Raw genomic sequence first — 26,965 nt, forward strand, 5'->3', positions numbered from 1 at the left:
TTAAAGTTCAAGTGTCAAGTTCGACCCCTCGACTGCGCTCGGGGTGACATTTAATTCAAGTTCAAAAGTTCAAAAGTTTATGGGTTTATGGGTTTATGGGTTTATGGGTTTATGGGTTTATGAAACTAATTTTAAAATTTCATCAACAATATCGCTTGTGGCATTCGGCAGGGCCAGTTTTTTGATGTTGGCGCCTAATTCCCTTTTTTTGTCTTCGTTTTGATGTAGCTCCGCAAACTCCGCTTCAAATTGCGTATCCAAATCCGTTTCACTGATCATTAGCGCCGCGTTTTCGGCGACTAAGGCTTGTGCGTTTTTGGTCTGATGATCCTCCGCTACATTCGGCGAAGGAACAAATAGCACCGGCTTGCCTACAATGCACAGTTCGGAAACCGAACCTGCGCCGGCCCTTGAAATGATGATATCGGCCGCACTGTACGCGTAATCCATCCTATTTACAAAATCGAGGACTTTTACAGTATCGGAGGCGTATTTTTTATACTCCTCGATATACAATTTGCCACATTGCCAGATTAATTGGATATCCCGTTTTTTAAAAAAATCCAAATTTTCAGCGACCAATTGGTTGATACGTCTTGCGCCGAGGCTGCCCCCTAAAATCAGCAGGGTAGATCTATGGCTATCCAACCTAAAGTGATAGAGGGCCTCGGACTTATCTTTAAAATTTTCTACCAAATCGCCACGAACGGGGTTTCCGGTCTTTACTATTTTATCTGCAGGAAAAAATTGGTCCATATTATCATAAGCCACACAGATCTTGGCGACCCTATCCTTTAGCAGTTTATTGGTAATGCCGGCGTAGGAATTTTGTTCCTGCAAAACACACGGAATACCCCTGCCAGACGCCACTCTCAAGGTAGGCCCACTGGCAAAGCCACCGGTGCCGATAACGGCATCCGGTCGAAACTTCTTTATTATTTTACCTGCTTTCAACAAACTACTTATCAATTTAAAGGGAAACATCAAATTTTTCAGGGTGAGTTTCCGCTGTAACCCAGTAATCCATAATCCTTTTATCTCGTATCCCGCTTGGGGCACTTTTTCCATTTCCATGCGATCTTCCGCTCCTACGAACAAAAATTCCGCATCGGGATGTCTTCTTTTCAACTCATCGGCAATGGCGATGGCCGGATAAATATGACCGCCCGTACCCCCACCGGATAATATGAACCTATAATTGCCCACTCAGTACTTCTAAAGGGTTGTTTTCATCGATTTTTACCTTGGCGTTCGAAACGGCACGCTCGCTAGTCTTAACACTTACGCTGAGTATTATCCCGATGGCCAAACAGGTCATCCAGCTACTGGTTCCGCCACTACTGATCAAGGGCAGGGTCTGGCCCGTTACGGGAAACAGTTCAACCGCCACGGCCATGTTCAACAAGGCTTGAAAAACGATGGGCAATCCGACGCCCAAGGCCACCAGTTTTCCAAAAATAGAGGGGCTACTATGGGCCACGATAACGATACGAAAAAGCAACAGCAGGTAAAAGAACATGAGGGCTATACCGCCTATGAGTCCGTATTCCTCCACAATGATCGCATAGATAAAATCGGACGAACTCTGCGGAAGAAAATTCTTTTGTATGCTTTTTCCGGCGCCTTTGCCCATAATGCCTCCTGTGGCAATCGCGATCTTGGCCCTTTCTATCTGGTAATCGGCTTCGGTATCCTGTCCATCGGTAAAGCTTTCAATGCGGCTCGACCACGTATCCACACGGTTCGGGAATACACCGGGAAACGCCTTTGCCGTCAAGATGAAAAGGGTCAATGACAGCATTCCCGTTCCAATAATTCCCAATAAATATTTCATGGGATATCCTCCTAAAAAACAAAGCAACAGCACCATGGAAAAGATGATCCCAGCGGTCGAAAAATTGGCCGGTAGTATCAGGGCGATGACCAGAAATACAGGCATCCATAACGGGAGGATGCTTTCTTTAAAAGTGACGGTCTTATCCTTTATTTTGGTCAGGTAGCGGGCGACATAAATCATCAAAACCACCGCTGCCAAATTAGAGGTCTGGAACGAAATACCCACCAGCGGCACACTGATCCACCGACTGGCATTCGCCCCGTCGATTGTGGTGCCCTGCGCCAAAGTGAATGCCAAAAGCACCAATACAATCGGCATGGCGATAATGGAAAGTCCTTTAAAAAAACGCGCTGGAATACTGTGAACACCATAAATGATTCCGAAGCCCAAGGCCAACAAAAGGGCATGCTTCACCAAATATCCAAACGTGGTTCCACTGCCGACCACATACACCAGATTGCTACTTGCGCTGTACACCGGCAAGAACGAGAACAGCCCCAGTAGCGTTACAACGGCCCAAATGGTCTTATCTCCTTTTATATTTTGTAATATTCCCTTCACGAACTATTGGTTACTGGTTATTACTTAGTTTTTGCGTATCTCAAATTCTATGCTTCGCTATAGGTATGGAAACTGCCTACCTACCTTCTTCTACAAATTTTTAATCGCCTCCTTAAATTGATTACCCCTATCCTCATAATTTTTGAACAGGTCAAAACTGGCACATGCGGGCGATAACAATACGGTGTCGCCGCGCTCTGCAATTTTATAGGCCACTTTTACGGCCTCGGACATGGCGTAGGTCTCGACCAATAGGTCTACTACGTTTCCAAAAACGTCTTTGATCGTTTCATTGTCCATACCCAAGCATACGATGGCTTTTACCTTTTCGCGTACCATGCTCATCAACGGCTTGTAATCATTACCCTTATCCTCGCCGCCAACGATCCAAACAATCGGGGTCTTTATACTGTCTAATGCATAAAATACGGAATTCACATTGGTCGCTTTTGAATCGTTGATATATTGAACGTGATGTATTTTCAATACCTTTTCCAATCTATGGGGCGCCCCCTCAAAATTGGCTATGCTCTCTAATAGGCCTTGCTTGCGTATGCCCACCAACTTTGCAGCGGTCATACCTGCCATGGTGTTCTTTAGATTGTGTTTTCCTTCTAATGTCAGTGCGTCAGTCGTCATTTTTAGTGTCTCGTTTTTGGTTTGTATTCGTATGTTATTTTTTACTAAGTCCGCTCCTTCTTCTACTTCTCGTTCGATAGAAAAAGGAAGTAATTTTGATTTGATCGGATGTGTTTTGAGCCAGTCCCCGATGATCGGGTCATCGGCATCGTAAATGAGAAAATCATCTTCGGTCTGGTTTTCGGCGATACGGAATTTCGAGTCGATATAGTTCTCGAAATTATAATCGTACCGGTCCAAATGATCCGGGGTAATATTCGTCAGAATGGCGATATGCGGCCTGAAATTCGTAATACCGTCCAATTGAAAACTACTGATTTCCAAAACGTAGAAATCAGGGTCGTTCTCGGCCACCATCTTGGCAAAACTGTCTCCGATGTTCCCTGCCATTCCCACATTTAAACCGCCTTGCTTTAAAATATGGTGCGTGAGCATCGTAGTAGTGGTCTTGCCATTGCTTCCCGTAATACCGATAATGGTGGCATCGGTGTAACGCGATGCAAACTCGATTTCGGAGATTACTGGAATTCCCTTTTCCCGTAAGGCTTTCACTAACGGAACGGTATCCGGTATACCGGGACTCTTCATCACCAAATCGGCATTCAGGATTTTTGCCTCCGTATGCTTTTCGGCTTCCCAATCCATATCAAAATGTTCAAGAACGTCTTTGTATTTATCTTTAATTTTTCCTCTGTCGGAAACGAATACCTCGTATCCTTTCTGCTTCCCAAGGATGGCCGTGCCGATACCGCTTTCCCCGGCTCCAAGGATAACCAGTCTGCTTCCTTTTATTTTATCATCCTTCTTCATCCAAGCTTTACCAACATTGTATTTTATCCTAACCTATCGTACCCTCTGCTTTTTAGGCCTTCATCCCGCTTCATCAACACCCGAACTTTTTAGTTCCTCTCCTTTTTGACACTTTACATTTTTTATTACCGCACCTTCAACGTTACGACCGTTATAATCGCCAACAATATCCCCACGATCCAAAATCGGGTAACAATCTTACTTTCATGATAGCCCTTGACCTGATAATGGTGGTGCAGCGGCGACATTAGAAAAATACGTTTGCCTTCGCCCAACTTTCGGCGGGTATATTTGAAATAACCCACCTGCAAAATCACGGAAAGCGATTCGGCGAAGAAGATGCCACATAGCAGGGGAATCAACAGTTCCTTTCGGATAATGATGGCGATCACTGCAATGATCCCACCGATTGTCAAACTGCCCGTATCACCCATAAACACTTGTGCCGGAAAGGCATTGTACCAAAGAAAACCTACAAGTGCCCCTACAAAAGCGGTTATGAACACCACTAGTTCACCGGAGTTCGGAATGTACATGACATCCAAATAGTCCGAAAAAATGACATTACCGGAAACAAAGGCGAAAATACCCAGCGTAAATACGATTATGGCCGAGGTACCGGCCGCGAGTCCGTCGATGCCGTCGGTCAGGTTCGCACCGTTGGAGACAGCGGTGACAATCAAGATGACAATGGGAATAAATATCAACCAGGCATAATTTTTTGCGTTCTCGCCGGCCCAACCGAGAAATTCGGCATAATCAAGCTCGTTGTTCTTAAGTAGCGGTACCGTCGTTCGTGTCGATTTAATTTCAAGTCCCTCGATCTTTTTTACCTCATTTTGTTCGGTAGTTACGGTCGTGCCCTCTTCTTTCATGGTCACCTCCGGATGGAAATAGAGCGTCGCCCCGACTGCAAGCCCCAATACAATTTGACCCATTATTTTAAACCTGCCCTTGAGACCCTGTTTGTTTTTCCTGAAAACTTTGATGTAGTCATCGGCAAAACCGATCAGACCCATCCAAACAGTAGTGATTATCAACAAAATGATATATACATTATCCAACCATCGGGCGAAAAGCAATACAGGAATCAGCGTGGCCATAATAATGATCAACCCGCCCATAGTAGGGGTACCCGTCTTTTGTTTTTGGCCCTCAAGTCCTAAATCACGAATGCTTTCACCGATCTGTTTCCTTTGTAGGAATACGATGATGCGCTTACCGTATGCCGTAGCGATCAACAATGAAAACAGAATAGCCATGGCCGCGCGGAACGTAGTGAACTGAAACAAGCTCGCCCCGGGCAACTGGTATTCCTTTTCCAAATATTCGAAGAGATAGTACAGCATCGTTCGTTTTATTGTTTGGCGTAATGGGTTTGGTGTTTATTGTTTTTGAGCTTAAAAATTATGTGGTCCATTTTAGTATATTATGATACTGGTCCTTTTAGAGTATTTTCTCATAACTCCCTTCGCCCAGTTTTTTTTCATTTCTCATTTGTTCAAATCTTTCAACAGTTCCTTTACAATTTTAAAATCATCGAAATCTACTCGGGTTCCGTTGGTCTCTTGATAGGTTTCGTGGCCTTTTCCGGCTACTAATATGATGTCGTTGGCATCGGCCAATTGGCAGGCGGTCTTTATGGCTTGTTTCCGGTTTTCGATGGATAAAATTTTCTTTACGTTCTGAGGCTCCACCCCTGCTTCCATAGCCGCTATGATTGCGGCGGCGGATTCCGTTCTCGGATTATCCGAAGTGAAAATTGCCTTGTTGCTCATCTCGGAGGCGATATGCCCCATAACGGGACGTTTCGTCGTGTCCCTATCCCCCCCACATCCTACCACGGTGATGACATTTTCATTTCCGGTCCTTAAATTAGCGATGGTTTCCAGTACGTTTTTTAGCGCATCGGGCGTATGGGCATAATCGACAATGGCGGTGATTTTCTTTTCGGAAATAAAATATTGAAAGCGCCCATCTACCGTTTCCAGTTCACTCAAAAGGCGAAGGGTCTCTAGGTGTTCCAGGCCTAATAAATCGGCGGTCGCGTAAATCGCCAACAGATTATAGGCGTTGAAATGGCCGATCAACCTTGACCAGACCTCTTTGTCGTTAATCTTTAATAATTGACCGCTGAACTGGGCTTCCAGCACCTGCCCGCGATAATCGGCGTAGGTTCGTAGCGCATAGGTATGTTTTTTGGCCTTGGTGTTCTGCAACATCACCGCACCGTTCTTATCATCTATATTGGTCAGGGCGAACGCCTTTTTCGGCAATTCATCGAACAGTATTTTTTTGGTATCCCGGTATTCGGCGAACGTCTTGTGATAGTCAAGATGATCGTGCGACAGATTGGTGAAAACCGCTCCGGCGAAGACCAAGCCCTTGGTCCTTTTCTGATGGATACCGTGCGAGCTGACTTCCATAAAACAGAATTCCACGCCCGCGTTGTTCATTAACGATAAATATTCGTTGATGGTTAGGGCATCGGGCGTCGTATGGGTGGTTTTGTACTCCGTTTCGTCTACCAAGATTTTAATGGTAGACAACAATCCCACTTTGTATCCCGCTTTTTTGAACAATTGGTACAATAGGCTGCTCACGGTCGTTTTTCCATTGGTACCCGTTACCCCGACCAGCTTCAAATTTTTGGAAGGATTGTCGTAGAAATTGGATGCCATTACGGCCAAGGCGGTATTCCCGTCCTTCACCTCAACATAGGTTACCCCGTTCACAATTTGCTCCGGGAGGGTTTCACAGACTATGGCCTTGGCGCCCGTATCGATTGCTTTTGCGATGAACAAATGACCATCGGTCAGGGTACCCTTTATGGCAACGAACACATCGTCCATGCCCACCTTTCTGGAATCGAAACGAACGTCGTTTACCAATATATCGGTCGAACCGTTTACCGCGGAAAGGGATACTCCATATAATATGTCCTTTAATAGTTTCACGATAGCTCGAGGGTTATACTGTGTACATTTTTAAGGTCCGTTCCGTGTGAAATGGACTGCTTTTTTACCTTTCCGTTGCCTTTGACTTCCACTTGAATTCCTAGGTTTTCCAAGATAGAAATGGCATCCATACCGCTCATTCCCTGTACGTTGGGCATTTTATGATAAGTCTTTTGCGCCTCGACGTAATATTTTTGATAGGATGTTTCCAAATTTTCATCCTTCATCTTGTCCATATCGACCTCATCGGTCAAGGGCGAAGTGGCATATACTTTTTGTGCGATGGACTTAAACACCGGTCCGGACACATCGGCACCATAATAGCCAACACTTTTGTCCGGTTCATGGATGACCACGATACAGGAATACTTGGGTTCATCTGCAGGAAAATACCCTGCAAAAGTTGAGATGTATTTCAATTTATCCGGGTCCTGCGACGCATAATTCTTCTGTGCCGTACCTGTTTTACCGGCCATCGAGAAATTGGGCGAATACAATTTATGGCCCGTGCCGTGCTCATCCTCGACCACCTTTTTGAGTAGATCTTGGGCCATCGCCGCAGTTTCCTTGGAACAGATGGATGCACTGATCACTTCCTTATCGAATTTTTCGATGGTCTGGTCCCACTCCCTGACCTCCTTAATCAGCCGAGGCTTTACCATTTCACCGTCATTGGCAATCGCATTGTAAAAGGTCAGTGTTTGCAAGGGGGTCAAGGAAACCTCATATCCGTAGGACATCCAAGCCAGCGAAATTCCGGACCATCCTTTATCCCCGGGAGAGCGAATCACCGGTTTTCCTTCCCCTTTAATAGGTAGATCGAGTTGTCGGCCCAGGTTCATTTTCAACAAACGGTTGACGTACTTTGAAGGGTCATCCTTATAATTATTGTGTACCATCTTCGCAAAAGCGACATTCGACGATACCTCAAAGGCCCTGGCCAAGGAAATTTTTCCGTACCCGCCCCATTTGGAATCCTTTACCGTGCGGTCATAGAGGCGCCACCGTCCCTTTTCGGTATCGATAACCGCGCTGGTATCGATTACCTTGTCCTCAAGCGCGGCCACCAAGGACATCAACTTAAAGGTCGAACCGGGCTCATGCGACTCGCCGATGGCATAATTGAGGCGCTCATAATACTTGCCGTCCTTAGTCTGTCCCAAGTTCGAGATGGCCTTTACCTCCCCGGTTTCCGTTTCCATAACGATAACACAACCGTGGTCGGCCTTATACTTTTCAAGCTGGCCCAAAAGCGCGTGGTGGGCGATATCCTGTATATTGATATCGATGGTGGAAACCAGGTCGTAACCATCCTTTGGCTCAACAATATTATCCCATCCGATAGGCTTCCACTGATTATTTGCGATTTTTTGTTTTAGGCGCTTTCCTTCGACACCCCTTAAATAGGGACCGAAAGCCCGTTCAAGGCCGACGCCGGAGTAGTAGCCGTTGTCATCTACATGTTCGTAGCCTACGCTGCGTTCGGCGATTTTTCCCAGAGGATGTTCGCGCACCGTCTTCTGCTCGATGATCAAACCACCCTTGTAGGGTCCGCGATTGAAAAGCGGAAAATCTTTAACGGCCATATACTCCGAATAATCGAGATTTCTGGCGATCAGCGCATACCGATTTTTATGGGCCTTTGCCTTTCGCAACAGCTGTTGGTAATGGGATGATGAACTGCCCAGCATACCCGAAAGGGCATCTGACAGGGGAACGATATACTTTTTGAAATCCGCATCACTCACGGTTACCGCATCAAAACGGATGGTGTATCGGGATACGGAAGTAGCCAAAAGACTACCGTCATCGGAATAGAGATTACCGCGGTTCGGGTCAATTGTGAACATTTTTTCGGTACGCTTCATAGCCAAGGCCTTGTACTTATCGCCTTGTACTACTTGTATGTTCACCAATTTGAACAAAACGGCAAAGGCGAATAGGAACATGCATGTCGTGACGACATACAAACGGGTCATAATATTTTTGTCATTAGTAGGCATTATTCTTTGATTTGGGGTTTTGAATTGATTTGGGGTTTTGAATTGATTTGGGGTTTTGAATTGATTTGGGATTTTACTTTTATTTGCTTCGGGGGCACCTCTGATGGGTAGAGGCCATTTCCTTCGACGATGTGCATTACCGTCGATTCCAGTTTTAACTGCTGCATATCGCTTCGCACATCAACAAACTCGCTGCGTAGCTCTTTGACCTCTTCGTTCAAAGCGGCAATCTGGTGGACTTTCTTATCGGCACTGTGCGAACTGCCGATCATCACGGTCGCCAAAAAGGAAGTGAAAATGATAAACAACCAGTTTTTGGGCGCGTCCCCGCTGATCAGGAATGTTCCTTTTAGGATGTTTAATAGTCCGGTTTTCACGATTGTGCTTTTAGTTGTCTTTTCTACTCTATGGCTCCGCTCAGGAAAAATTTCGGCGGGAATCTTTTTATTTGTCTATGCTTTCTTCTCTTTTTGTTTTATCCTCTCTGGTCGTTTTAAATCTTGACCGCAATTCGCAATTTGGCACTTCGGGCCCTATTGTTTTGCGCTATCTCTTGTTTTGAGGGAACTATCAATCCCCCTACTTTTTTAAAGGGGACGTCGATATTCCCGTAAAAATCCTTTTCCGGCTCTCCTTCGAACTGGCCTGCGCGGATAAAGCGTTTGACCAAGCGATCTTCTAAAGAGTGATAGCTGATAATACTGAGCCTCCCTCCTTCTTCCAACAACTCGGGCATTTGTAAAAGGAACTCTTTAATCACCGCTATCTCTTGATTTACTTCGATACGAATGGCCTGATAGATCTGCGCCAGTACTTTATGCTCCCTCCCTTTGGGCAAAAATTGTTGCAATACCTCTTTTAGTTGCTCCGTGGTCTTTATCGGGGATTGCTCCCGTTGACTCAATACCACCTTGGCCATGGCGTTCGCATTTCGCAGATCGCCGTATTGAAAAAGTACCCTTCGCAATTCTTCGTAATCGTATTTGTTCACCACTTCAAAGGCCGACAGTACACTGCGCTTGCTCATTCGCATATCTAGGCTGGCCTCGAAGCGGGTCGAAAATCCACGTTCGGCGGTATCGAACTGATGCGACGAAACGCCGAAATCTGCCAAAATACCGTCTACTTTCCGTATGCCATAGAACTTTAAAAACTGGGTGACGAACCTGAAATTCTCGTTAATCAGGGTAAAGCGTTCGTCGTCGATCCTATTTTCAAGAGCGTCCTCATCTTGATCGAAGGCGAACAACCGGCCTTTACCGCCCAGCCGTTTCATTATTTCTTGCGAGTGTCCGCCACCGCCAAAGGTGACATCCACATAGGTTCCATCCTTTTTAATATCGAGTCCGTCTACGGACTCCCGCAACAAGACCGGATTATGATACATCGTCATCGTCTCCGTCATCACCCATTACCTCTTCCGCGAGAGCTGCAAAATCCTCGGCCGTATCGGCCAACACTTTTTCGTAGCTATCCTTATCCCAAATCTCAACGATATTGATCGCGGAGGTCAAAACAACCTCTTTATTAATATTGGCGATTTCCACCAAGTTCTTCGGGATCAACAACCTTCCCGTAGCGTCAATTTCAACCGTTTTGACCCCTGCCGAAAAACTGCGGATAAAATTGGCGTTCTTTTGCTTGAAACGGTTTTTCTTCTTCATTTTCTGCATCAACTGGTTCCATTCCTCCATCGGATAGAGCTCCAGACACGGCTGAAAAACCGATCGCTTAATGACAAAACCTTGATTCAAAATCGGGGACATCTGATTTTTTAGGGCAACCGGCAGCATTACCCTACCTTTGGAGTCAGCCTTACAATCATATGTTCCGATGAAATTGATCACGTAGTAATTTTGATATGTGTTAACCGTTAAGGGCGACCCGAAAAGCAACCTACTCACGGTTTTACAGTACTATAACTCAAAAATACAATTTTTATTACCACATTTTACCACAAATTACCACATTGTTAATAAATAATGGCTTTGAGGTCCAGTTTTCTGTGGCGTTTACTGAAAAAACGAAGGGTTGTTTTTCTGACGAAAGAACCATTACAGCAAAACAAACTCCATTTGTATTCCTTTGAATTGTCTATATTTGGCGAACGTGCATTTACCTTTCGTTTGTAACCGAAAAAAAAGTTAGGACGCGTTCGAGTAACCATCAGAATCATTTTGAATGGAAGATAAAATTATCAAGGAAGGGAAATATAGGTATATCGAAAAAGGGGAAGGCACCCCTATCATTATACTACATGGGCTCATGGGTGGCTTAAGCAACTTTCACGGGGTTACCGACCATTTTCCTGAAAAAGGCTATAAAATATTACTGCCGGAGCTTCCGATTTACGGCATGCCGATGTTAAAGACCAATGTAAAACAGTTCGCCAAGTTCGTAGAAGGGTTCATCGAATTTAAAGGATTAGAGGATGTCATTCTGCTGGGTAATTCATTGGGAGGACATATCGGGCTACTACACACCAAAATGTACCCTAATAAAGTCAAAGCCTTGGTAATTACGGGAAGTTCAGGACTCTACGAAAGTGCTATGGGCGATGGATATCCGAGACGCGGCGATTATGATTTTATCCAAAAGAAGGCAGAAAATGTATTCTACGACCCTAAAATAGCCACAAAAGCAATCGTCGACGAGGTATTCGCTACCGTGAACGATCGGAACAAAATTTTAAAAACATTGGCTATTGCCAAAAGTGCGATTCGCCATAATATGGCCGATGATTTACCGGCAATGCCCACCCCGACCTGTATTATTTGGGGGAAAAACGATAATGTAACCCCACCTGACGTAGCCGAACTTTTCAACGAGCTTTTGCCCGACTCCGAGCTTTTCTGGATCGATAAATGCGGGCATGCGCCCATGATGGAACATCCTAACGAGTTCAATGCTATTTTGGACGCTTGGTTGGAGAAGCGCGGGTTTTGAACTTGAACTTTTTCAGCCCATGCACATAAAATCCGCCAATTTTGTCATCAGCAACACCGATGTGGCCAAATGTCCCAACGAGCCGCTGCCCGAATATGCTTTTATCGGCCGTTCCAACGTCGGCAAATCTTCCCTGATCAATATGCTGACCGAACGAAAGAGTTTGGCCAAAACATCCGGCAGACCCGGCAAAACGCAATTGATCAACCACTTCAAAATCAACGGCAATTGGTTCTTGGTCGATTTACCCGGATATGGATATGCGAGGGTTTCCAAAAAAAGTAAGAAGACCTTCCAAAAGTACATCACAGACTACTTCGCCAAACGGGAGCAATTGGTCTGTGCCTTCGTTTTGGTCGACATTCGTCATGAGCCCCAAAAAATCGATTTGGAATTTATGGAGTGGCTGGGCGAAAATGCGATTCCGTTTTGCATCATCTTCACCAAGGCCGATAAATTAAAGCCGAAAGCCCTTGAACGGCAGGTAGAGGCCTATATCAATGAATTACTTTCCGGAGTTTGGGAAGCACCGCCACAATATTTCATTACCTCGTCTTCGAAGGGTATCGGGCGAGAGGACCTATTGACCTTTATCGATGGCGTCAATATGCAGTTTTTTGAAAACACCAAATAAAAAACGGATACCTATTTCGTTGTTATTGGTATGTTCAGAAATATCACGTACAAGCGATGGCTAATTTGTAGTTAGCTAAATAGCTAATACCATTTATAAATTCCTCATCCATTTAAACTTGAATTTACATTTTGACAATATCTCACCATTGAAAATGTTAAAGTATCAATAAATCACCCCTTTAGATTCGATTTTTGTATCCTCTATCCTTTCCTTTTTAGTATCTTAATGTCCCGTTTGATTGGAATAATTTAAAACTACATATATCATGGAAACAATGGAAGAAAAACGAACCACGGTCGAGAGGCCGGAGTTTAAAAAACAATATGAACACTTTATCGGTGGCGAATGGGTGAAACCCAGCAGTGGGGAATACTTTGACAATATTAGCCCCATTGACGGTAAGCCCTTTACAAAGGCCGCCAGGGGTAACAAGAAAGATGTGGACTTGGCCTTGGATGCCGCCCATGCCGCATTTAAAACTTGGTCGGTAACCCCGGCGGCAGAACGAAGCAACGTGTTACTTAAGATTGCGGACATCATCGAAGAAAACCTTGAGTTTTTGGCAAGGGTAGAGACGGTAGATAATGGGAAGGCTCTAAGAGAGACCCGCGCGGCCGATTTACCGCTGGCTGTAGACCATTTTCGATATTTTGCGGGTGCCATCCGCGCAGATGAAAGTTCAATGTCCGAACACGATGCCAATACGGTCAGTATCAATCTTCAAGAGCCGCTTGGCGTAGTCGGTCAGATTATCCCCTGGAATTTTCCATTGTTGATGGCCACTTGGAAAATCGCCCCTGCCCTAGCCGCAGGTTGTTGTACCGTCGTAAAACCAGCGGAACAAACGCCTACCAGTATTATGGTGCTTATGGATCTCATAAAGGATGTGGTGCCCAAGGGCGTGTTGAACGTCGTTACCGGATTTGGACCCGAAGCCGGAAAACCCTTGGCCTCTTCCCCGCGAATTGCCAAAGTAGCCTTTACCGGCGAAACTACGACCGGGCGATTGATAATGCAATACGCATCCGAAAACCTGATTCCGGTTACGATGGAACTGGGCGGAAAAAGTCCCAATATTTTTATGAAAAGCATAGCCGATGCCGATGATGCCTTTTTCGATAAGTGTATTGAAGGGGCCGTGATGTTTGCCCTAAACCAAGGCGAGGTTTGCACCTGTCCCTCGAGAATATTGGTCGACGAATCTATCTACGACAAATTTATGGATAGGGTGGTAGAGCGTACCAAAGCAATTAAAATGGGACATCCGCTTGCGGAAGATACCATGATGGGTGCCCAGGCATCGAACGACCAATTCGAAAAAATCCTTTCGTATTTCGATATCGGAAAAAAAGAAGGCGCCGAGATTCTATGTGGCGGAAAAGCAGCGGAACTTAATTCCGGTCTCGAAAACGGATACTACATCGAACCGACGATTTTTAAGGGTAAAAACAACATGCGCGTGTTTCAGGAAGAAATTTTTGGCCCTGTCGTCTCGGTCACAACTTTTAAAGATGCCGATGAGGCCGTTAAAATCGCGAACGATACCCTATATGGATTGGGTGCGGGACTATGGACACGCGATGCCCATGAAATCTACCAGATTCCCAGAGCGATTAAAGCAGGTCGGGTATGGGTGAACTGCTATCATGCCTATCCGGCTCATGCCCCTTTCGGCGGGTACAAGAAATCCGGTTTCGGTCGTGAAAACCATAAAATGATGCTCAATCATTATAGAAACACCAAAAACATGCTTATCTCTTACGATAAGAATAAGCTAGGCTTCTTTTAGGAGCACGTAGGGTTATTAGTTAACTGTATGGGAAGGCTTCGGCCTTCCCTTTCGTTTAAATTATGCGATATGAAGAATACAAAAATAGAAAGAGTATCCGCAACCCAGGAGGCCCTCAAGGTTATAGAAACCTTGCAAAAGCGCTTTGGCCCGCTAATGTTCCACCAAAGTGGGGGCTGTTGCGACGGCTCCACGCCCATGTGTTTCGAAAAAGGTGAATTCAAGACCGGTGACAGCGATATACTACTCGGCGAAATAGCGGATTGTGAATTTTACATGTCCCGCGATCAGTATGAATATTGGAAGCATACCCATCTTACGGTAGATGTAACGGAAGGACGTGGCTCAAGTTTTTCTTTGGAAATACCTATGGGTGTTCGATTTATTATCCGTTCCCGGGTATTTTCGGAAGAGGAATATGAAATTTTGAAAAAGGAAGATGCCGTTGATGCCGGCTCGTAATATTTAACTAAAGTTTCATTGCCTACGGGTTACGTAACATCAGTATTGAATTTACACTTTTCGTCGACATTAATTATGAGTTAGCACTATGCTTAAATAATTTTCTTATCTTAAACCTTTCCCCTGATATATAATTGAGATTTAGATGCATAAGGGCGATACTTTTTCTTCAGGATTTCAAAAAAAATCCACAGAGGATACACTGATCGACAAGTTAACGGAAGAAATTGCGTCGAATCTTGACAATGATCAATTCGGGGTCGATAGTCTTGCCCAAGCGGTCAGCATGAGCCGATCTAACCTACATCGGAAACTCCACAAAAAACTGGGCATCTCCACCAGCCAATTTATCAGGGAATTTCGGTTAAAAAGGGCTTCGGAAATGCTGAGGGAAGAAAATATTACGGCTTCGGAAGCGGCGTATCGGGTAGGGTTCAGTAGTGCAACTTATTTCAGTACCTGTTTCCATAAATTTTATGGATATACCCCCGGGGAAGCCAAATCAAGAAATACCGATATAACTGAAGAGGGCAATGAATCCTCCATCCCTGAAATAGAGACTGCCCAACCCGCCAATTCTGAAAATTCCAGAACCGAAAAGAGCGGCGCTAAAAAAATCTTGATTTGGGCAGCGTTGATTATAACTATAGTATCGACAGCTTCATTTTTTTATAGCACCACTTCAAAGGAAAATGTCAAAACCAAGGGAATCGCAAAGACACTAGATGAGAAATCGATTGCGGTATTGCCTTTTAAAAATTGGACCGGAAATTCCGATCTGGAATATATTAGCGATGGCATGACTGATGCCGTTATCTCGCGACTGACGAAAATCGGGGCCCTTGATAAGGTAGTTCCATTTACTTCTACATTGAAGTTTAAAGAAACTGATAAGACAACTAATGAAATTGGGACCGAGCTAGGGGTGGTAAATCTTTTACAGGGCAATCTTCAGATTTCGGGCAACCAAATTAAAATTAATTTACAAATGATAGATAGTCGTTCGAACAAGCATCTTTGGTCGGATGAATATATAAGGGAATGGAAAAGCGACGAGATTTTCAAAATGCAGTCCGAAGTGGTAGAGGACATCGCCGGTAATATGAACGCCTTTATCGCCAAAGATGAATTGGCCGTTATTAAAAAAATACCTACAAGAATCAAGCAGGCCTATTCGTATTATCTTCAAGGCGATTTTCAAAGAAATAAAGCAAACCAACTATCGTATTCCAATGCCATTGATTTATATGGCAAAGCTATAGCAATAGATTCAAATTTTGTACAGCCCTATTTAGATATGGCGAATATTTATAACTTGGGAGGTGCCGTATGGGGGTTTTATGATGAGCATGCAGCTTGGAAAAAGGCCAAGGTACTTTTAGAAAAAGTATTGGAAATCGAACCTGAAAATCGGCAAGCTGAAGAAGAATTACATACTGGGGAATTTTTTTATGATTGGAACTTTGAACTTGTAGAAAAATATTATCAAAAAATTTTAAATAATCTTTTCTTCGACAAATCACCGGTAATTTCACTTGATTACGCTATAAAGACAGGAAGGTCCGATGAGGCCTTGAGAGCAGTTGAACATCTTATTTTGATTGATCCATCAAATGTATTTTTTCCCTTTTTCAAGGCAGAGGCATTGATGTTTTTAGACTCCAAAAATGAGGCCATTAAATTGTTAAATTATTCAGACCCTTTATATAGCGACAACTGGTTTTATTTAAGGGAGTCCACAAAATTGTATTTCTATCTTGGAGAATCTGAAAAATCCAAGATACAGCTTGAAAAAATATTGTCCAAATTTTCCGACTACCCCCCTATTCTAATGTGGATGAACGCCGTACATGCCCAAAGGGAAGGTGATTCTAAAAAAGCGATACAATGTTTGGCGGAGCTAAAAGACGAGTACAAAAAAGGTTCATCAGGCAGCCCCGCTTGGTTTATCGCATTATATTACTGCACCTTGAAAGATTACGAACAGACTTTTTATTGGCTACAAAATTCGTATGACAGGCATGAGGTAGAAATGACCTGGCTTAGGGAAGAAACCCTATTAGCTCCAATAAGAAATGATCAGCGGTACAAAGAGCTGTACGACAAAGTCGGATTTTCTAGTATCGGACTATCCAGAAAACCTTCTTCAGAAAATTAATACTCCCCGTACTCATTTCAACGTCATTTAAAGGTTCTGCACCATAATTTAAACTGCTGAACAAAAATTTGACACGCTTTCAACATGCCTGTTAGGCTTCATATTAGCATTCTTTCCATCTTTGGTTCATCAATTTATAGTTCAAATTCTAAGGTTCTTTAGTATAAAATCAAGTGTATACTTAAAATCAGGATTTTGGAATTAAACTGAGAAAAATTAAGCGGATTAATTAGAAATATTTTACCTAAATGAACTCAGTGCCGCATTAACATATTGCACCCTATATAAACCAAACTTTATGAAAAAAGTACTTGTAATCCTTTACGGAATCATCGCTTATGTCGTCTTTCTAGCCGCCTTTCTTTACGCTGTCGGCTTTGTGGGAAATATGTTCGTTCCCAAAACGATTGACAGCGGGGAAGAAATACCGATCCTTACGGCCCTGCTCATAAACGTAGCCCTTTTAAGTCTCTTCGCACTCCAGCATAGCGTGATGGCACGCCCGGCGTTCAAGAAATGGTTTACGCAATACATTAATCCAGCTATAGAGCGTAGTACTTATGTACTGCTTACCAGTCTATTGTTGCTACTTATCTATTGGAAATGGCAGCCCATGGCCACCATTGTCTGGGAGACCGAAAATGCGGCGGCAGTGGTTTTAACGATTCTATTCTTCTCCGGTTGGGCCATCGTTTTCCTATCCACCTTTATGATCAGCCATTTCGAACTTTTCGGCCTTACGCAGATTTTTCAAAATTTCAAGGAACAAAGCCTGACCTATCCCAAATTTCAGGTCAATTGGTTCTACAAATTAGTACGGCATCCGATTATGCTGGGATTCATCATCGCATTTTGGTCCGCACCTACCATGACCACGGGGCATTTTTTATTTGCGGGAGTTACCACGGCCTATATTTTGGTAGCGGTAAAATTTCTGGAAGAAAAAGATTTGAAAAAACTCATTGGAAAGGACTATGAGACCTACCAAAAGAACGTACCGATGATATTGCCGCTTACGAAATTTAAGAAAGGGTGCAAGTGACATTGATGACCACAACTCAGACTTTACATAGCGCTTTTCAGATAATTCTATAAGATTTAATTAATCATAAAACCAATACGTATGAAAATGACCCTAGCATTATCAATTGTTCTTTCTGCCTTTATGTTCCTGTTTGGCTGTAAAGAAAACCAAGAAAAAAACGTCCATGAGGAACCTAAAACGGACTTGATTAAAGATAATTTTCCCGATAAGCAAAAAGAAGTTAAAGCAGTTTTGGATAGTCTGTTTGTCAGCATTCAAAATAGGGAAATAGAGGAACTACTTTCCTATCATTTGTACTCCGATAAGTTTACCGAATTTACGGACGGACTTCCCAGAACCGGTTCAATCGAAAATAAAAAAAATGAGCGCCAATTGATCGAGAACATCGCTGCCTTTGATTATGACCTTGGCGCGCTGAAAATAGACGTTTTCGACGATGTGGCAATCGTAACGTTCAATGCCGATTTTCGGCCAAAAATAGGAGACAATGTCGTTCAACTCTGGAGGCAGGGAACTATAGTTTTTGTGAAATATAACAATGTTTGGAGGATTACCCATGAACATTTTTCGCCTATAAACGTGAAGGAGAACGAAAATTAGCACTGTGCAACACCAAAATATTAGGAGTTTTGGAGCTGAATACTTCACGGGAGTTGCTGATAAATGTGCTTTTAATCCCAGCGGGATTTTATTTAGAGCATTTATCAAAAAGTCCCGAGTAAAACCTTCCCAGTTCATCTATACTTTGAAATTAAGGGTGCACTATAATAACCAACCTTACCAACAATAAAATGCGACGGCCCTACTATAATTTTCTGTTATTAATCCTGCTATCTACCCTATTGCCATCGTACGGCCAAGAAGATATCATCGGGAAAGTGTATGACGAAGCAGGTTCGCCGATAGCCTTTGCGAACGTACTATTGCTAAAGGCAAATGATACCGTTTTCATCAAGGGAACGATAACCGAGGATAGCGGAGCCTTCCAGCTACCGGATATTCCACAAGGCCGATACAGGGTATCGGCAAGTATGCTGGGATTTCGTCCGAAGTCTACCGACCCGTTCGAATTTGATGGAAGTTCACGGGTAACACTGCCACCGATCACGCTTGCGGAAGGCTTGGAATTGGATGAAGTGGTCGTGACATCGAAGAAAAACCTATATGTACAAAAAATAGACCGTATGGTTATCAATGTGGCGAGCAGCATTCTTTCGGGCGGTTCTTCGGCGCTCGAAATCCTTGAACGCTCACCAGGTGTTCTCGTCGACCGGCAGAACAGTTCCATTTCGTTATTAGGCAAAAGTGGAGTTGTCGTTATGATTAACGGCAAACAAAGCTATATGCCGGCATCAAGTCTCGTATCGTTGTTGGAAGGTATGAATGCCAGTAATATAGAAACCATTGAATTGATTACTACGCCACCTGCCAATTTCGATGCCGAGGGAAATGCCGGTTTCATCAATATCGTTTTAATAGAACAGACCGATACCGGTCTCAATGGCTCGTATGCCTTGTCGTTTGGTGTGGGGAACGGCACCATCACTTCCAACAATGTCAACTTTAATTACAGAAAAAACAAGGCCAATCTATTTGGCAACTATTCCTTTTTAAGGGATTCCCAAGGTCAGTTCTTCGAAATCGACCGGAGCTTTTTGGATAACCATGAAAATATGATCGCTATCTTGACGACCTCTGACCGCGAACCCATTTTAAAAAGTCATAATATACGTACCGGGCTTGATTATCAACTATCGGAAAATACTGTTATGGGCTTGTTGTTATGGGCCAACAATAATAAATGGACGATGGATGCGATAAACCAAAGTAGAGAATCGGAAAACGGTATGCCATCGGCCTTTGTCAACTTGTTGCTGACCGAGCGGAACCAACTGCAAAATTTTGGGTCTAATATCAATCTGAAGCACAATTTTAAAGAGAACGGATATTTTAGTATCGATTTGGACTTTTTGAAATATCGTCTTGAAAACCCAACGGAGTACACGAACCGATTTTTCGATGGCAATACTAATTTTTTGAGGGAAGAACTTACCCAGAGCGATAAAACCACCCCGATCGGCATAATGGTCGGTAAGACGGACTATAGCAACCGCATAAGCGACAAGGTTAAGTTAGACCTGGGAATTAAGGGTGCTTTCAGCAATTTTGATAATGAGGTGGACGTAGGGACTTTTCAAGGTTCCGATTTTGTCGAAGATCCCGAACTTACAGAGACCAGCTCCCTTAAAGAAAGGATACTGGCCGGTTACGGTAGCATCGATTACACCATAAGCGATAAGACCAGTTTGCAGGTCGGTCTGCGCTACGAACATACCGATTCTGAACTTATATCCGATAAACAGGGGGAAGTGGTAGACAGGTCGTTCGGCGAACTGTTCCCAACGGCCTATCTCTCCCACAAGGTGAACGATAGCCTCAGCTTTAATTTTTCTTATTCCAGACGTATAACCCGGCCTACTTTCAACGACATGGCGCCGTTTGTGATTTTCATTGACCCTACCACTTTTTTTGCGGGAAATCCGGCCGTTCAGCCCGCTATTTCCAATTCGGTGAAATTGGACCTCAATTACCTCTCCTTTATATTTTCGGCACAATACTCCGTTGAGGACGGGACCATCTCAAGATTTCAGTCCCGATTTGATGAAGCCAACGAACGCTTGGTCTTTGGGGCATCGAATTTAGACCATACCAAAATTTTCACCCTAAGCTCGGGTCTGCCCACAATTTTCACGAATTGGTGGAAAATGCAGAACAACATTACTTACCTGAATACCAGAATTTCGAATAGGGTAGACGGTTCATTGTTGAATTTTGACCAGAATACCTTTAATATTAATCATACCCAATCGTTTACTATGTCCAAAAATCTAAGTTCCGAGATCAACGTCAACTATAATAGTCCATCGATCATGACCTTTACGGGAACCGATATTTTAGAGGCGTTCTATGCTGTGAATTTCGGAATCCAAAAGAAATTCGGCGAGCGCGGGGGTACCTTATCCTTCAAGGTCAACGATTTGTTGGATTCCATGAAATGGAAATTAACGAACGATAATCCTGAACAGAACCTGAATACCACCAACACTTTCGATATGTTCAACCGAACCTTTTTGTTTACCTATACCAACAGTTTTGGAAACAGCAAATTAAAGTCCGCAAGGCAAAGAGGTACAGGTGCCGAGGAGGAAAAGAACCGGGTACAGTGACAATTTAGGTATTTTTAGAATTAATCCACAAAATATATTATACCGAGTAATGTTGAAATAGAACTAAGAGTATTACAAATTTCAAACAAAATCCACCTCGCCAACAATAACAAAATATGGGACAACTTCGGCGACCGCTTCGGCAACCCCAATACCGAAAAGAATGCAGAAGATTTCATAACTTACCAAAACAAAGCCCTACGGAAAAGGTTTTTGCCCTAGATTACACTGGCGAACTCTGAGGCCTAGTCGGTTTTTAATCCTTTAATAAGGATATATATCGAAAATCGGCCGAAATCGCGTTTTGGATCGGCAAACCTTTTTGGGGTCAAAGGTATTGCCACAAAATCAGTCGAATTGATTACCAAATTTGCTTTTGACGTATTAAATCTGATTCGAATCTTTGCAAACATTTTTAAATATAATGCAGAGGCTATGAAAGTTTTGGAAAAAAAAATGTTCTCAGAAAGAGGGCATAGCTAAAAAGGTGGTCTTCAAGAACAACCAAATTTGGAAGGAGCATCGATATTGCAAGCTCAATGAATTCTAAATAGTAGTCCATGCGAAAAATAATCTACTACGTAGCCATTTCAATCGACGGTTTCATCGCCGGCCCTAACGACGATGCCAGCGGATTTATGGCCGCCGGCGATGGGGTCGCAAAATACCTGGAAGACCTAAAGGATTTCAAGACCGTAATGATGGGAAGGCGAACCTACGAGTTCGGCTATAAATATGGTTTGGAACCAGGTCAACCGGCATACCCGCACATGCAGCATTATATTTTCTCAAAAACCTTACAGTTCGAAAAGCAAAGCGAACTGCTTACACTTTGCCATATTGAGCTTGACATTATTAAAGAACTCAAAATAACATCGGAAACTGACATCTATCTCTGTGGAGGAGGCCAGTTTGCGGGGTGGCTGTTGGAAAATGAAATGGTCGACGTTCTTAAAATAAAACTCAATCCCCTAATTTTAGGAGATGGCATTCGTGTATTCGGGGTTTCCCAAAAGCAGTATCAACTTCGACTGACCCAAAATGATATTTTCAATGATGGGCTGGCCCTATTAACCTACGAAATCGACTATTGAGAATGCCTATTTCAAATCTAACTCAACCCTCTTTCCGTTAGGAATTTCAACAAAAGCTGCCCTAAACTCCCCCTAACCCGGAACTTATCTACTTTTAGCGGAACAGTTTTGCAATATTAATGTAATCGGCTTACATTCACCGGATTTAAGAGCATACATAATTATGAAAAGCAACTACAGCAAATGGTACCATCCCTACAAACCGGCAAAGGAATTCAATAAAAGGGCCGCCTATTTCAGTATGGAGTTTGCCATTCATCAAGGCCTAAAGACTTACTCGGGTGGATTGGGCTTCTTGGCGGGGTCTCACATGCGCTCGGCCTTTGATATGAAACAAAATGTTATCGGCATCGGCATGTTGTGGAAATATGGTTATTATGACCAAGGAAGGAACCACGACCAAACGCTACAGGTCAATTCCATAGAAAAAAATTATAGTTTTTTAGAGGATTCCGGATTGGAGGTCGAGGTTCGGATCAATGGCAATGGTTCGGTTAAAGTGCGTGCCTATGTTTTGAAACCGGAAACGGCGCAATCGGCACCAATCTATTTTCTGACCACTGATGTGGAGGGCAACGATTACCTTTCCCGAACGATCACCGACCGTCTGTACGATGGCAATGATGATACCCGTATCGCGCAAAGCATTATTTTGGGCATAGGCGGGGCCAAAATCGTCGAGGCGTTGGGCGGTGCCGATGTATATCACCTTAACGAAGGGCATGCACTACCCGCGTTCTATTATTTGCGCGACCAGGGTCTTAAAAAGTCGCAGATGGTCTTCACCACCCATACCCCCGAAAAAGCAGGAAACGAGGAACGGGGCGGTCATCAACTGAACGATTTCGGCTTTTTCGGAAAAAAATTATCGAACCAAGAACTGAAAAAAGAAACCATCGATGGAGGTCTCCTGAATTATACAGTTTCGGCATTAAGGCTTTCCAAAAAGGCTAATGCGGTCTCAAAACTACATGCCAAGGTCTCTCAAGATATGTGGAAGGATTTTAAGGACACCGCCGAAATTATACCCATCACAAACGCTCAAAACGATGGGTTTTGGCAAGATGTCGGACTCAGAAAAGCCTGGCAAAAGAAAAACGGTAAAACCTTTAAAGAGAAAAAGGTGGAACTTAAAAAAGAGTTATTCGATATCGTACTAGATCAAACTGGAAAGCTCTTTAATCCCAATGTCGCCACAATCGTTTGGGCCAGAAGGTTCGCGGCCTATAAGCGTGCAGATTTGCTGCTTCACGATTTGGAACAGTTCCGTCAACTTGTTTCAAACAACAAATTTCCGGTTCAGATTATCTGGGCGGGCAAGCCCTACCCTACCGATCACGGTGCAATAGAAACTTTCAATCGCTTGGTACACTTTAGCAAACACACCTCTAATCTCGCCGTTCTTACAGGCTACGAAATAGAACTCTCAAAAAAGCTGAAAACGGGATCTGATGTATGGCTCAACACACCAAGGATTACCAGAGAGGCTTCTGGCACAAGTGGTATGACCGCCGCCATGAACGGATCGGTAAATTTAAGCACCAATGATGGATGGATACCTGAATTTGCCAAAAACGGGAAAAACTGTTTCGTGCTGCCCAATATAGACCATACACTGCCAGAATGGGAACAGGACAATCTTGATGCAATCCAACTCTACAAAATCCTGACACAAAAAGTGATGCCGACCTTCTATGATAATCCCGTTAAGTGGCAACAGATCGTATTTAAGGCCATGGAAGATGTTTCGCCTGAATTTTCCAGCCATCGGATGGCAAGGCAGTATTATGAGGAGATGTACAGTTGAACCGGAGTATAGTAAGCCAAACCTATTTCAACTCCAACTTCTCCGCAAAATACGCACAGAAATCCTTCGTGGTCGGTATTTTTTTGGTCTTGCGTGGCTGTTAGAAACTAACAAGTAGCGAGGTTCAAATCAATTTTCTCATCGTATTGACCATTTTCAACCCTTTAATATTGTCAAAAAAATTTCCATGGACGGTCACAGTCGTTTACCCATACGCCAAGGTTAAGTTAACTTAAGATAGTTAACATCGGAACAAGTATAATAAAAATTGTAAAAGTCACTTCAAAAAAAACCGGCCCAAATATTCTGGGCCGGTTTTCTATAGTAAGGTAACCAAACATTTTAAGGCTCCCAGTCAAAGGTTACATAGGCATCTTTACTATGCGAGGTAGTCTTGAAGATATAGGTCGAAAAATACCCCAGTATCGCCCGATCCGATGTTACCATGCGTATGCCATAGGCACAGGCTACGTTTGCTCCGGCGTCGATCATATCAACGCTGGTTAGTTGGGTACCGTTACCGGGATCTGTGGCGCCTATGGTGCCATGATCGTCCAACACTAAAGGTGCTTGATCGTACCGGCTGGCCGCTGGGGTGATGCTAACTCCAGATGAAGCTAAATTGCCCCCGAACAACTCCAAGGAATACGCATTAAAGTGTTGGTCATGGAAATTTCCATAGACTACAACCTTTTCGCCACCCACATATTTACCACATTTTTTTATGGCTACCGCACCGTCCTTGACGATTACCCCTTGCTGTGGTATCGTAGAACCGATGAATGAATAGTGGTCGACATTTTGATTGTCCAGATAAACCGTTACCTGGCAAGCTGGCCCGGCGATCGGATTTTTAAAGAGGTCGGCCAGTTCCAAGCGAATAATATACTTGCCACTTCGCGTTCCGGAATGCCATTGGGCAACGGGGGTGTCGCTATAATTGCCCAGATCGAACAGATAGGTGTTTTTGCTGAACCAGCCATTCGCATCTGGTGTTCTAAAGCCCACTGTGAAATTATTGATTTTATACCTTCTCTTATCGGTGACGGTATTCCAAGTGGTTCCATTATCTTCGCTATATCTCATGCGATAATAGGCAGCTGCCGGGACATTTACATTGCCCCAGATCGCAATAATGCTTCCGAAGGGACGATTGAATAGGGTAGGTGAAAGGGTTGTATCATCTATAACCTTTCGGGCATATCCCTGAACATTGATATCCTCTACCAATATTTTATTGACGTGTTGGATCTCACATTTCGCACCTTGTCCGGTTCTTGGTCTTATCTGTATGTTGCAATTCAGGACATTGCCCCAGGCCGGTTTGTAGCTTGGCCCAGTGGGAGCTACCTCCCAGCTCAAAATAGCACGTACCCTGACGACATTTTCTTCCTTGCACCGCTTCAACTTTTTATCCATATCCCGGATCCGAAGGTTGACGGCGTACATCAAAGGATTTTCTTTCCGCTTTATGTCGTGGGCCTTAAAGAAGGTGGTGCCTTCGTGTTGATAGCCTGACCCATCGCCCCAATCCACATAAAAGGCGACATATTCCTCGCTGCCAACGGAACAGAGATTCCCTTTATAGCCGGTCTGCCTTGTAACGGCAACGGTGGCCTCTAGTGTATCGCGCTCAGGGTACAACCCTACACAGGTCAGTTTTTCATAGTCGGTATTGTAGATAATGGGTTTTACCGGATAGAGCCATTTGGGATCCACCAACATGGGCTTGAATTTCTCCAAAATCTCCGACGGTAGGCTATTCACGGCTATGATCGCATCCTGAATGTTGTTCTTGTCCGCCAATCCTCCGTAATAGTTGGGATTCTTCAAGATATTCTCTTTGAACAATATTCGATGCTCTTCAACATCTTCCTTATTATAATCCAAGGAAGCTTTCAATGACTCGATGAGCTCTTTTTTTGAAGTTTGAAGATCGCTATATGATTTTATCAAGTTTAATTCCTCAAAGTCCGAGGTAACGAGCTGCCATGCTTTTTTTACCGGATCGATCTGTATCCATGCATCCTCGGAATTTCCCCATGTCGGAATATAATTGGGTCCGGCGGGGGGGACATTCCAACTCAGTATGGCCCGTAACTTTATAATAAAAGGCTCCTGGCACTTTTTCTTTTTAAAATCGACCGATTGTTTTACGGCATAACAAAGAGGTCCTCTACGAACAGCCGCGAGGTTGTGCGTATTCATCGTTACGGCCGGTCCGACGGGTTGAAAACCAGTACCGTAGTCGATGTAGAAAGCTATGTATTCCTTGCTCCCATCGCTACAAAGATTTCCGCCAAAGCCATAGGGAAGGTTTACTTTAAAGACCGCTTCAACCTCATCCCTCTCCGGGAATAGGCCAATGCACTCCAGTTTTTCGTACCGGGTATCGCCCTGCTTGGGAAAGACAATCGGTGCAATCTCTTTAATTTCCGACTTTTCAAAAGAACCGAAATAATTGGGATTGATGTTCACCAGTGATTTGAAATGGTATCTGGTGTAGTCGAAAGCCGCAGTTTCTACCGCAGCTTCAGGTACTTTGACCTCAAGATCTTCCCAAGATCCGCTATGTCCAAAAACACTTTCTGTTTGCACTGAAATGACATCCCCTTTACGGTTCAGGATCTGAAGATAAATTTCAGACTCCGCTTGGTTAAAATCGGAAGTCTCATAAATAATGCTAAACCGTCCATCCTTATCCGTAATATTCGATTTAACCTGTTCGTTCTTGCGCAGGTCTTTGTGCAGTACTTCGACGGTCAGTCCTTCAAGGGGTCGCCCATTCTTTTCTCCAGATACGAGACCCTTTAGTATCTGTCTTTCTGTTTTAGCCATGACTTTATCTTTAATTAATCTATTTGTTGATCGGCCATTGGGGAGTTTCCCCGTGGTCACTATCTTGTATCGAAGTCTATATGGACCGAGGCAGTCGAGGCTGCCTGATACTTTTAGTTATTCCTGGGGGAATCTAATTAGACGTGCATTTGGCG

The 26,965-nt window shown here is 43.8% G+C and carries 19 protein-coding genes and 1 pseudogene; 10 read left to right on the forward strand and 10 right to left on the reverse strand.

Annotation, left to right across the window (positions count from 1 at the left end; translation table 11 throughout):
• Positions 1–117: 117 nt before the first annotated feature.
• The 9 genes and pseudogenes from murG to mraZ all read right to left on the reverse strand — a co-directional run bounded on the left by murG (position 118) and on the right by mraZ (position 10,654).
• The gene (gene murG / locus BLT07_RS16470; RefSeq protein WP_091871816.1) at positions 118–1,206 is read right to left on the reverse strand and encodes an undecaprenyldiphospho-muramoylpentapeptide beta-N-acetylglucosaminyltransferase; all 1,089 of its coding nucleotides are present in this window, start codon (positions 1,204–1,206) and stop codon (positions 118–120) included.
• Positions 1,193–2,398 (reverse strand): FtsW/RodA/SpoVE family cell cycle protein, encoded by a 1,206-nt coding sequence (locus BLT07_RS16475; protein WP_091871817.1) that lies wholly within the window; start codon positions 2,396–2,398, stop codon positions 1,193–1,195. Before BLT07_RS16475 ends, murG begins: the two co-directional genes overlap by 14 nt.
• A gap of 90 nt (positions 2,399–2,488) precedes the next feature.
• Positions 2,489–3,847 (reverse strand): UDP-N-acetylmuramoyl-L-alanine--D-glutamate ligase, encoded by a 1,359-nt coding sequence (gene murD / locus BLT07_RS16480; protein ID WP_091871818.1) that lies wholly within the window; start codon positions 3,845–3,847, stop codon positions 2,489–2,491.
• Positions 3,848–3,972: 125 nt separating this feature from the next.
• The gene (gene mraY / locus BLT07_RS16485) at positions 3,973–5,196 is read right to left on the reverse strand and encodes a phospho-N-acetylmuramoyl-pentapeptide-transferase (RefSeq protein ID WP_091871819.1); all 1,224 of its coding nucleotides are present in this window, start codon (positions 5,194–5,196) and stop codon (positions 3,973–3,975) included.
• 144 nt (positions 5,197–5,340) lie between these two features.
• Positions 5,341–6,804, reverse strand: a complete 1,464-nt coding sequence (locus tag BLT07_RS16490; RefSeq protein WP_091871820.1) for a UDP-N-acetylmuramoyl-L-alanyl-D-glutamate--2,6-diaminopimelate ligase — start codon at positions 6,802–6,804, stop codon at positions 5,341–5,343.
• A complete protein-coding gene (locus BLT07_RS16495) occupies positions 6,801–8,807 on the reverse strand; it encodes a penicillin-binding protein (RefSeq protein WP_091871826.1) in 2,007 nt (668 codons plus the stop codon). Before BLT07_RS16495 ends, BLT07_RS16490 begins: the two co-directional genes overlap by 4 nt.
• Before the next feature lie 68 nt (positions 8,808–8,875).
• Positions 8,876–9,184, reverse strand: a pseudogene (locus BLT07_RS16500) (FtsL-like putative cell division protein); the annotation flags it as partial.
• 116 nt (positions 9,185–9,300) lie between these two features.
• On the reverse strand, positions 9,301–10,212 hold the full coding sequence (rsmH, locus tag BLT07_RS16505; protein ID WP_245726578.1) for a 16S rRNA (cytosine(1402)-N(4))-methyltransferase RsmH: 912 nt from the start codon (positions 10,210–10,212) through the stop codon (positions 9,301–9,303).
• Positions 10,184–10,654, reverse strand: coding sequence for a division/cell wall cluster transcriptional repressor MraZ (gene mraZ / locus BLT07_RS16510; protein ID WP_091871838.1), 471 nt, complete (start codon positions 10,652–10,654; stop codon positions 10,184–10,186). The genes rsmH and mraZ overlap by 29 nt, the downstream gene beginning before the upstream one ends.
• A gap of 334 nt (positions 10,655–10,988) precedes the next feature.
• Here mraZ and BLT07_RS16520 point away from each other — a divergent pair, with 334 nt between their 5' ends.
• From BLT07_RS16520 to glgP, 10 genes are all read left to right on the forward strand, one after another.
• Positions 10,989–11,753, forward strand: a complete 765-nt coding sequence (locus BLT07_RS16520) for an alpha/beta fold hydrolase (protein ID WP_091871856.1) — start codon at positions 10,989–10,991, stop codon at positions 11,751–11,753.
• A gap of 19 nt (positions 11,754–11,772) precedes the next feature.
• Entirely contained in the window at positions 11,773–12,387 is a 615-nt protein-coding gene (gene yihA / locus BLT07_RS16525) for a ribosome biogenesis GTP-binding protein YihA/YsxC (protein ID WP_091871866.1), read from the forward strand.
• 268 nt (positions 12,388–12,655) lie between these two features.
• Complete coding sequence (locus tag BLT07_RS16530; RefSeq protein ID WP_091871867.1) at positions 12,656–14,179, forward strand: aldehyde dehydrogenase family protein; 1,524 nt, start codon at positions 12,656–12,658, stop codon at positions 14,177–14,179.
• Between the two features lie 69 nt (positions 14,180–14,248).
• The gene (locus tag BLT07_RS16535) at positions 14,249–14,641 is read left to right on the forward strand and encodes a DUF779 domain-containing protein (protein ID WP_091871868.1); all 393 of its coding nucleotides are present in this window, start codon (positions 14,249–14,251) and stop codon (positions 14,639–14,641) included.
• A gap of 145 nt (positions 14,642–14,786) precedes the next feature.
• Positions 14,787–16,799 (forward strand): helix-turn-helix domain-containing protein, encoded by a 2,013-nt coding sequence (locus BLT07_RS16540; protein WP_091871874.1) that lies wholly within the window; start codon positions 14,787–14,789, stop codon positions 16,797–16,799.
• 298 nt (positions 16,800–17,097) lie between these two features.
• A complete protein-coding gene (gene mddA / locus BLT07_RS16545) occupies positions 17,098–17,841 on the forward strand; it encodes a methanethiol S-methyltransferase (RefSeq protein ID WP_091871882.1) in 744 nt (247 codons plus the stop codon).
• Between the two features lie 81 nt (positions 17,842–17,922).
• Complete coding sequence (locus BLT07_RS16550; RefSeq protein WP_091871885.1) at positions 17,923–18,444, forward strand: nuclear transport factor 2 family protein; 522 nt, start codon at positions 17,923–17,925, stop codon at positions 18,442–18,444.
• 191 nt (positions 18,445–18,635) lie between these two features.
• Entirely contained in the window at positions 18,636–21,071 is a 2,436-nt protein-coding gene (locus BLT07_RS16555; RefSeq protein ID WP_091871889.1) for an outer membrane beta-barrel family protein, read from the forward strand.
• Positions 21,072–21,631: 560 nt separating this feature from the next.
• A complete protein-coding gene (locus BLT07_RS16560) occupies positions 21,632–22,165 on the forward strand; it encodes a dihydrofolate reductase family protein (RefSeq protein ID WP_091871893.1) in 534 nt (177 codons plus the stop codon).
• A gap of 163 nt (positions 22,166–22,328) precedes the next feature.
• Positions 22,329–23,972: an alpha-glucan family phosphorylase gene (gene glgP, locus BLT07_RS16565; protein ID WP_091871896.1), complete on the forward strand. Its 1,644-nt coding sequence runs from the start codon at positions 22,329–22,331 to the stop codon at positions 23,970–23,972.
• A gap of 342 nt (positions 23,973–24,314) precedes the next feature.
• On the opposite strand, the gene BLT07_RS16570 is transcribed toward glgP, so the two are convergent.
• The gene (locus tag BLT07_RS16570) at positions 24,315–26,810 is read right to left on the reverse strand and encodes a hypothetical protein (protein WP_091871900.1); all 2,496 of its coding nucleotides are present in this window, start codon (positions 26,808–26,810) and stop codon (positions 24,315–24,317) included.
• Positions 26,811–26,965: the final 155 nt, after the last annotated feature.

The organism is Pricia antarctica (assembly GCF_900101815.1).
GTDB classification, from domain to species: domain Bacteria; phylum Bacteroidota; class Bacteroidia; order Flavobacteriales; family Flavobacteriaceae; genus Pricia; species Pricia antarctica.

Bases quoted from the DNA above. Each gene is read 5' to 3' on its own strand.
- BLT07_RS16550 (WP_091871885.1), top strand. From the start codon at position 17,923: ATGAAAATGACCCTAGCATTATCAATTGTTCTTTCTGCCTTTATGTTC.
- mraY (WP_091871819.1), bottom strand. From the start codon at position 5,196: ATGCTGTACTATCTCTTCGAATATTTGGAAAAGGAATACCAGTTGCCC.
- glgP (WP_091871896.1), top strand. From the start codon at position 22,329: ATGAAAAGCAACTACAGCAAATGGTACCATCCCTACAAACCGGCAAAG.
- BLT07_RS16540 (WP_091871874.1), top strand. From the start codon at position 14,787: ATGCATAAGGGCGATACTTTTTCTTCAGGATTTCAAAAAAAATCCACA.
- BLT07_RS16560 (WP_091871893.1), top strand. From the start codon at position 21,632: ATGCGAAAAATAATCTACTACGTAGCCATTTCAATCGACGGTTTCATC.
- BLT07_RS16530 (WP_091871867.1), top strand. From the start codon at position 12,656: ATGGAAACAATGGAAGAAAAACGAACCACGGTCGAGAGGCCGGAGTTT.
- yihA (WP_091871866.1), top strand. From the start codon at position 11,773: ATGCACATAAAATCCGCCAATTTTGTCATCAGCAACACCGATGTGGCC.
- BLT07_RS16535 (WP_091871868.1), top strand. From the start codon at position 14,249: ATGAAGAATACAAAAATAGAAAGAGTATCCGCAACCCAGGAGGCCCTC.
- rsmH (WP_245726578.1), bottom strand. From the start codon at position 10,212: ATGACGGAGACGATGACGATGTATCATAATCCGGTCTTGTTGCGGGAG.
- BLT07_RS16520 (WP_091871856.1), top strand. From the start codon at position 10,989: ATGGAAGATAAAATTATCAAGGAAGGGAAATATAGGTATATCGAAAAA.
- BLT07_RS16555 (WP_091871889.1), top strand. From the start codon at position 18,636: ATGCGACGGCCCTACTATAATTTTCTGTTATTAATCCTGCTATCTACC.
- murD (WP_091871818.1), bottom strand. From the start codon at position 3,847: ATGAAGAAGGATGATAAAATAAAAGGAAGCAGACTGGTTATCCTTGGA.
- BLT07_RS16495 (WP_091871826.1), bottom strand. From the start codon at position 8,807: ATGCCTACTAATGACAAAAATATTATGACCCGTTTGTATGTCGTCACG.
- BLT07_RS16570 (WP_091871900.1), bottom strand. From the start codon at position 26,810: ATGGCTAAAACAGAAAGACAGATACTAAAGGGTCTCGTATCTGGAGAA.
- mddA (WP_091871882.1), top strand. From the start codon at position 17,098: ATGAAAAAAGTACTTGTAATCCTTTACGGAATCATCGCTTATGTCGTC.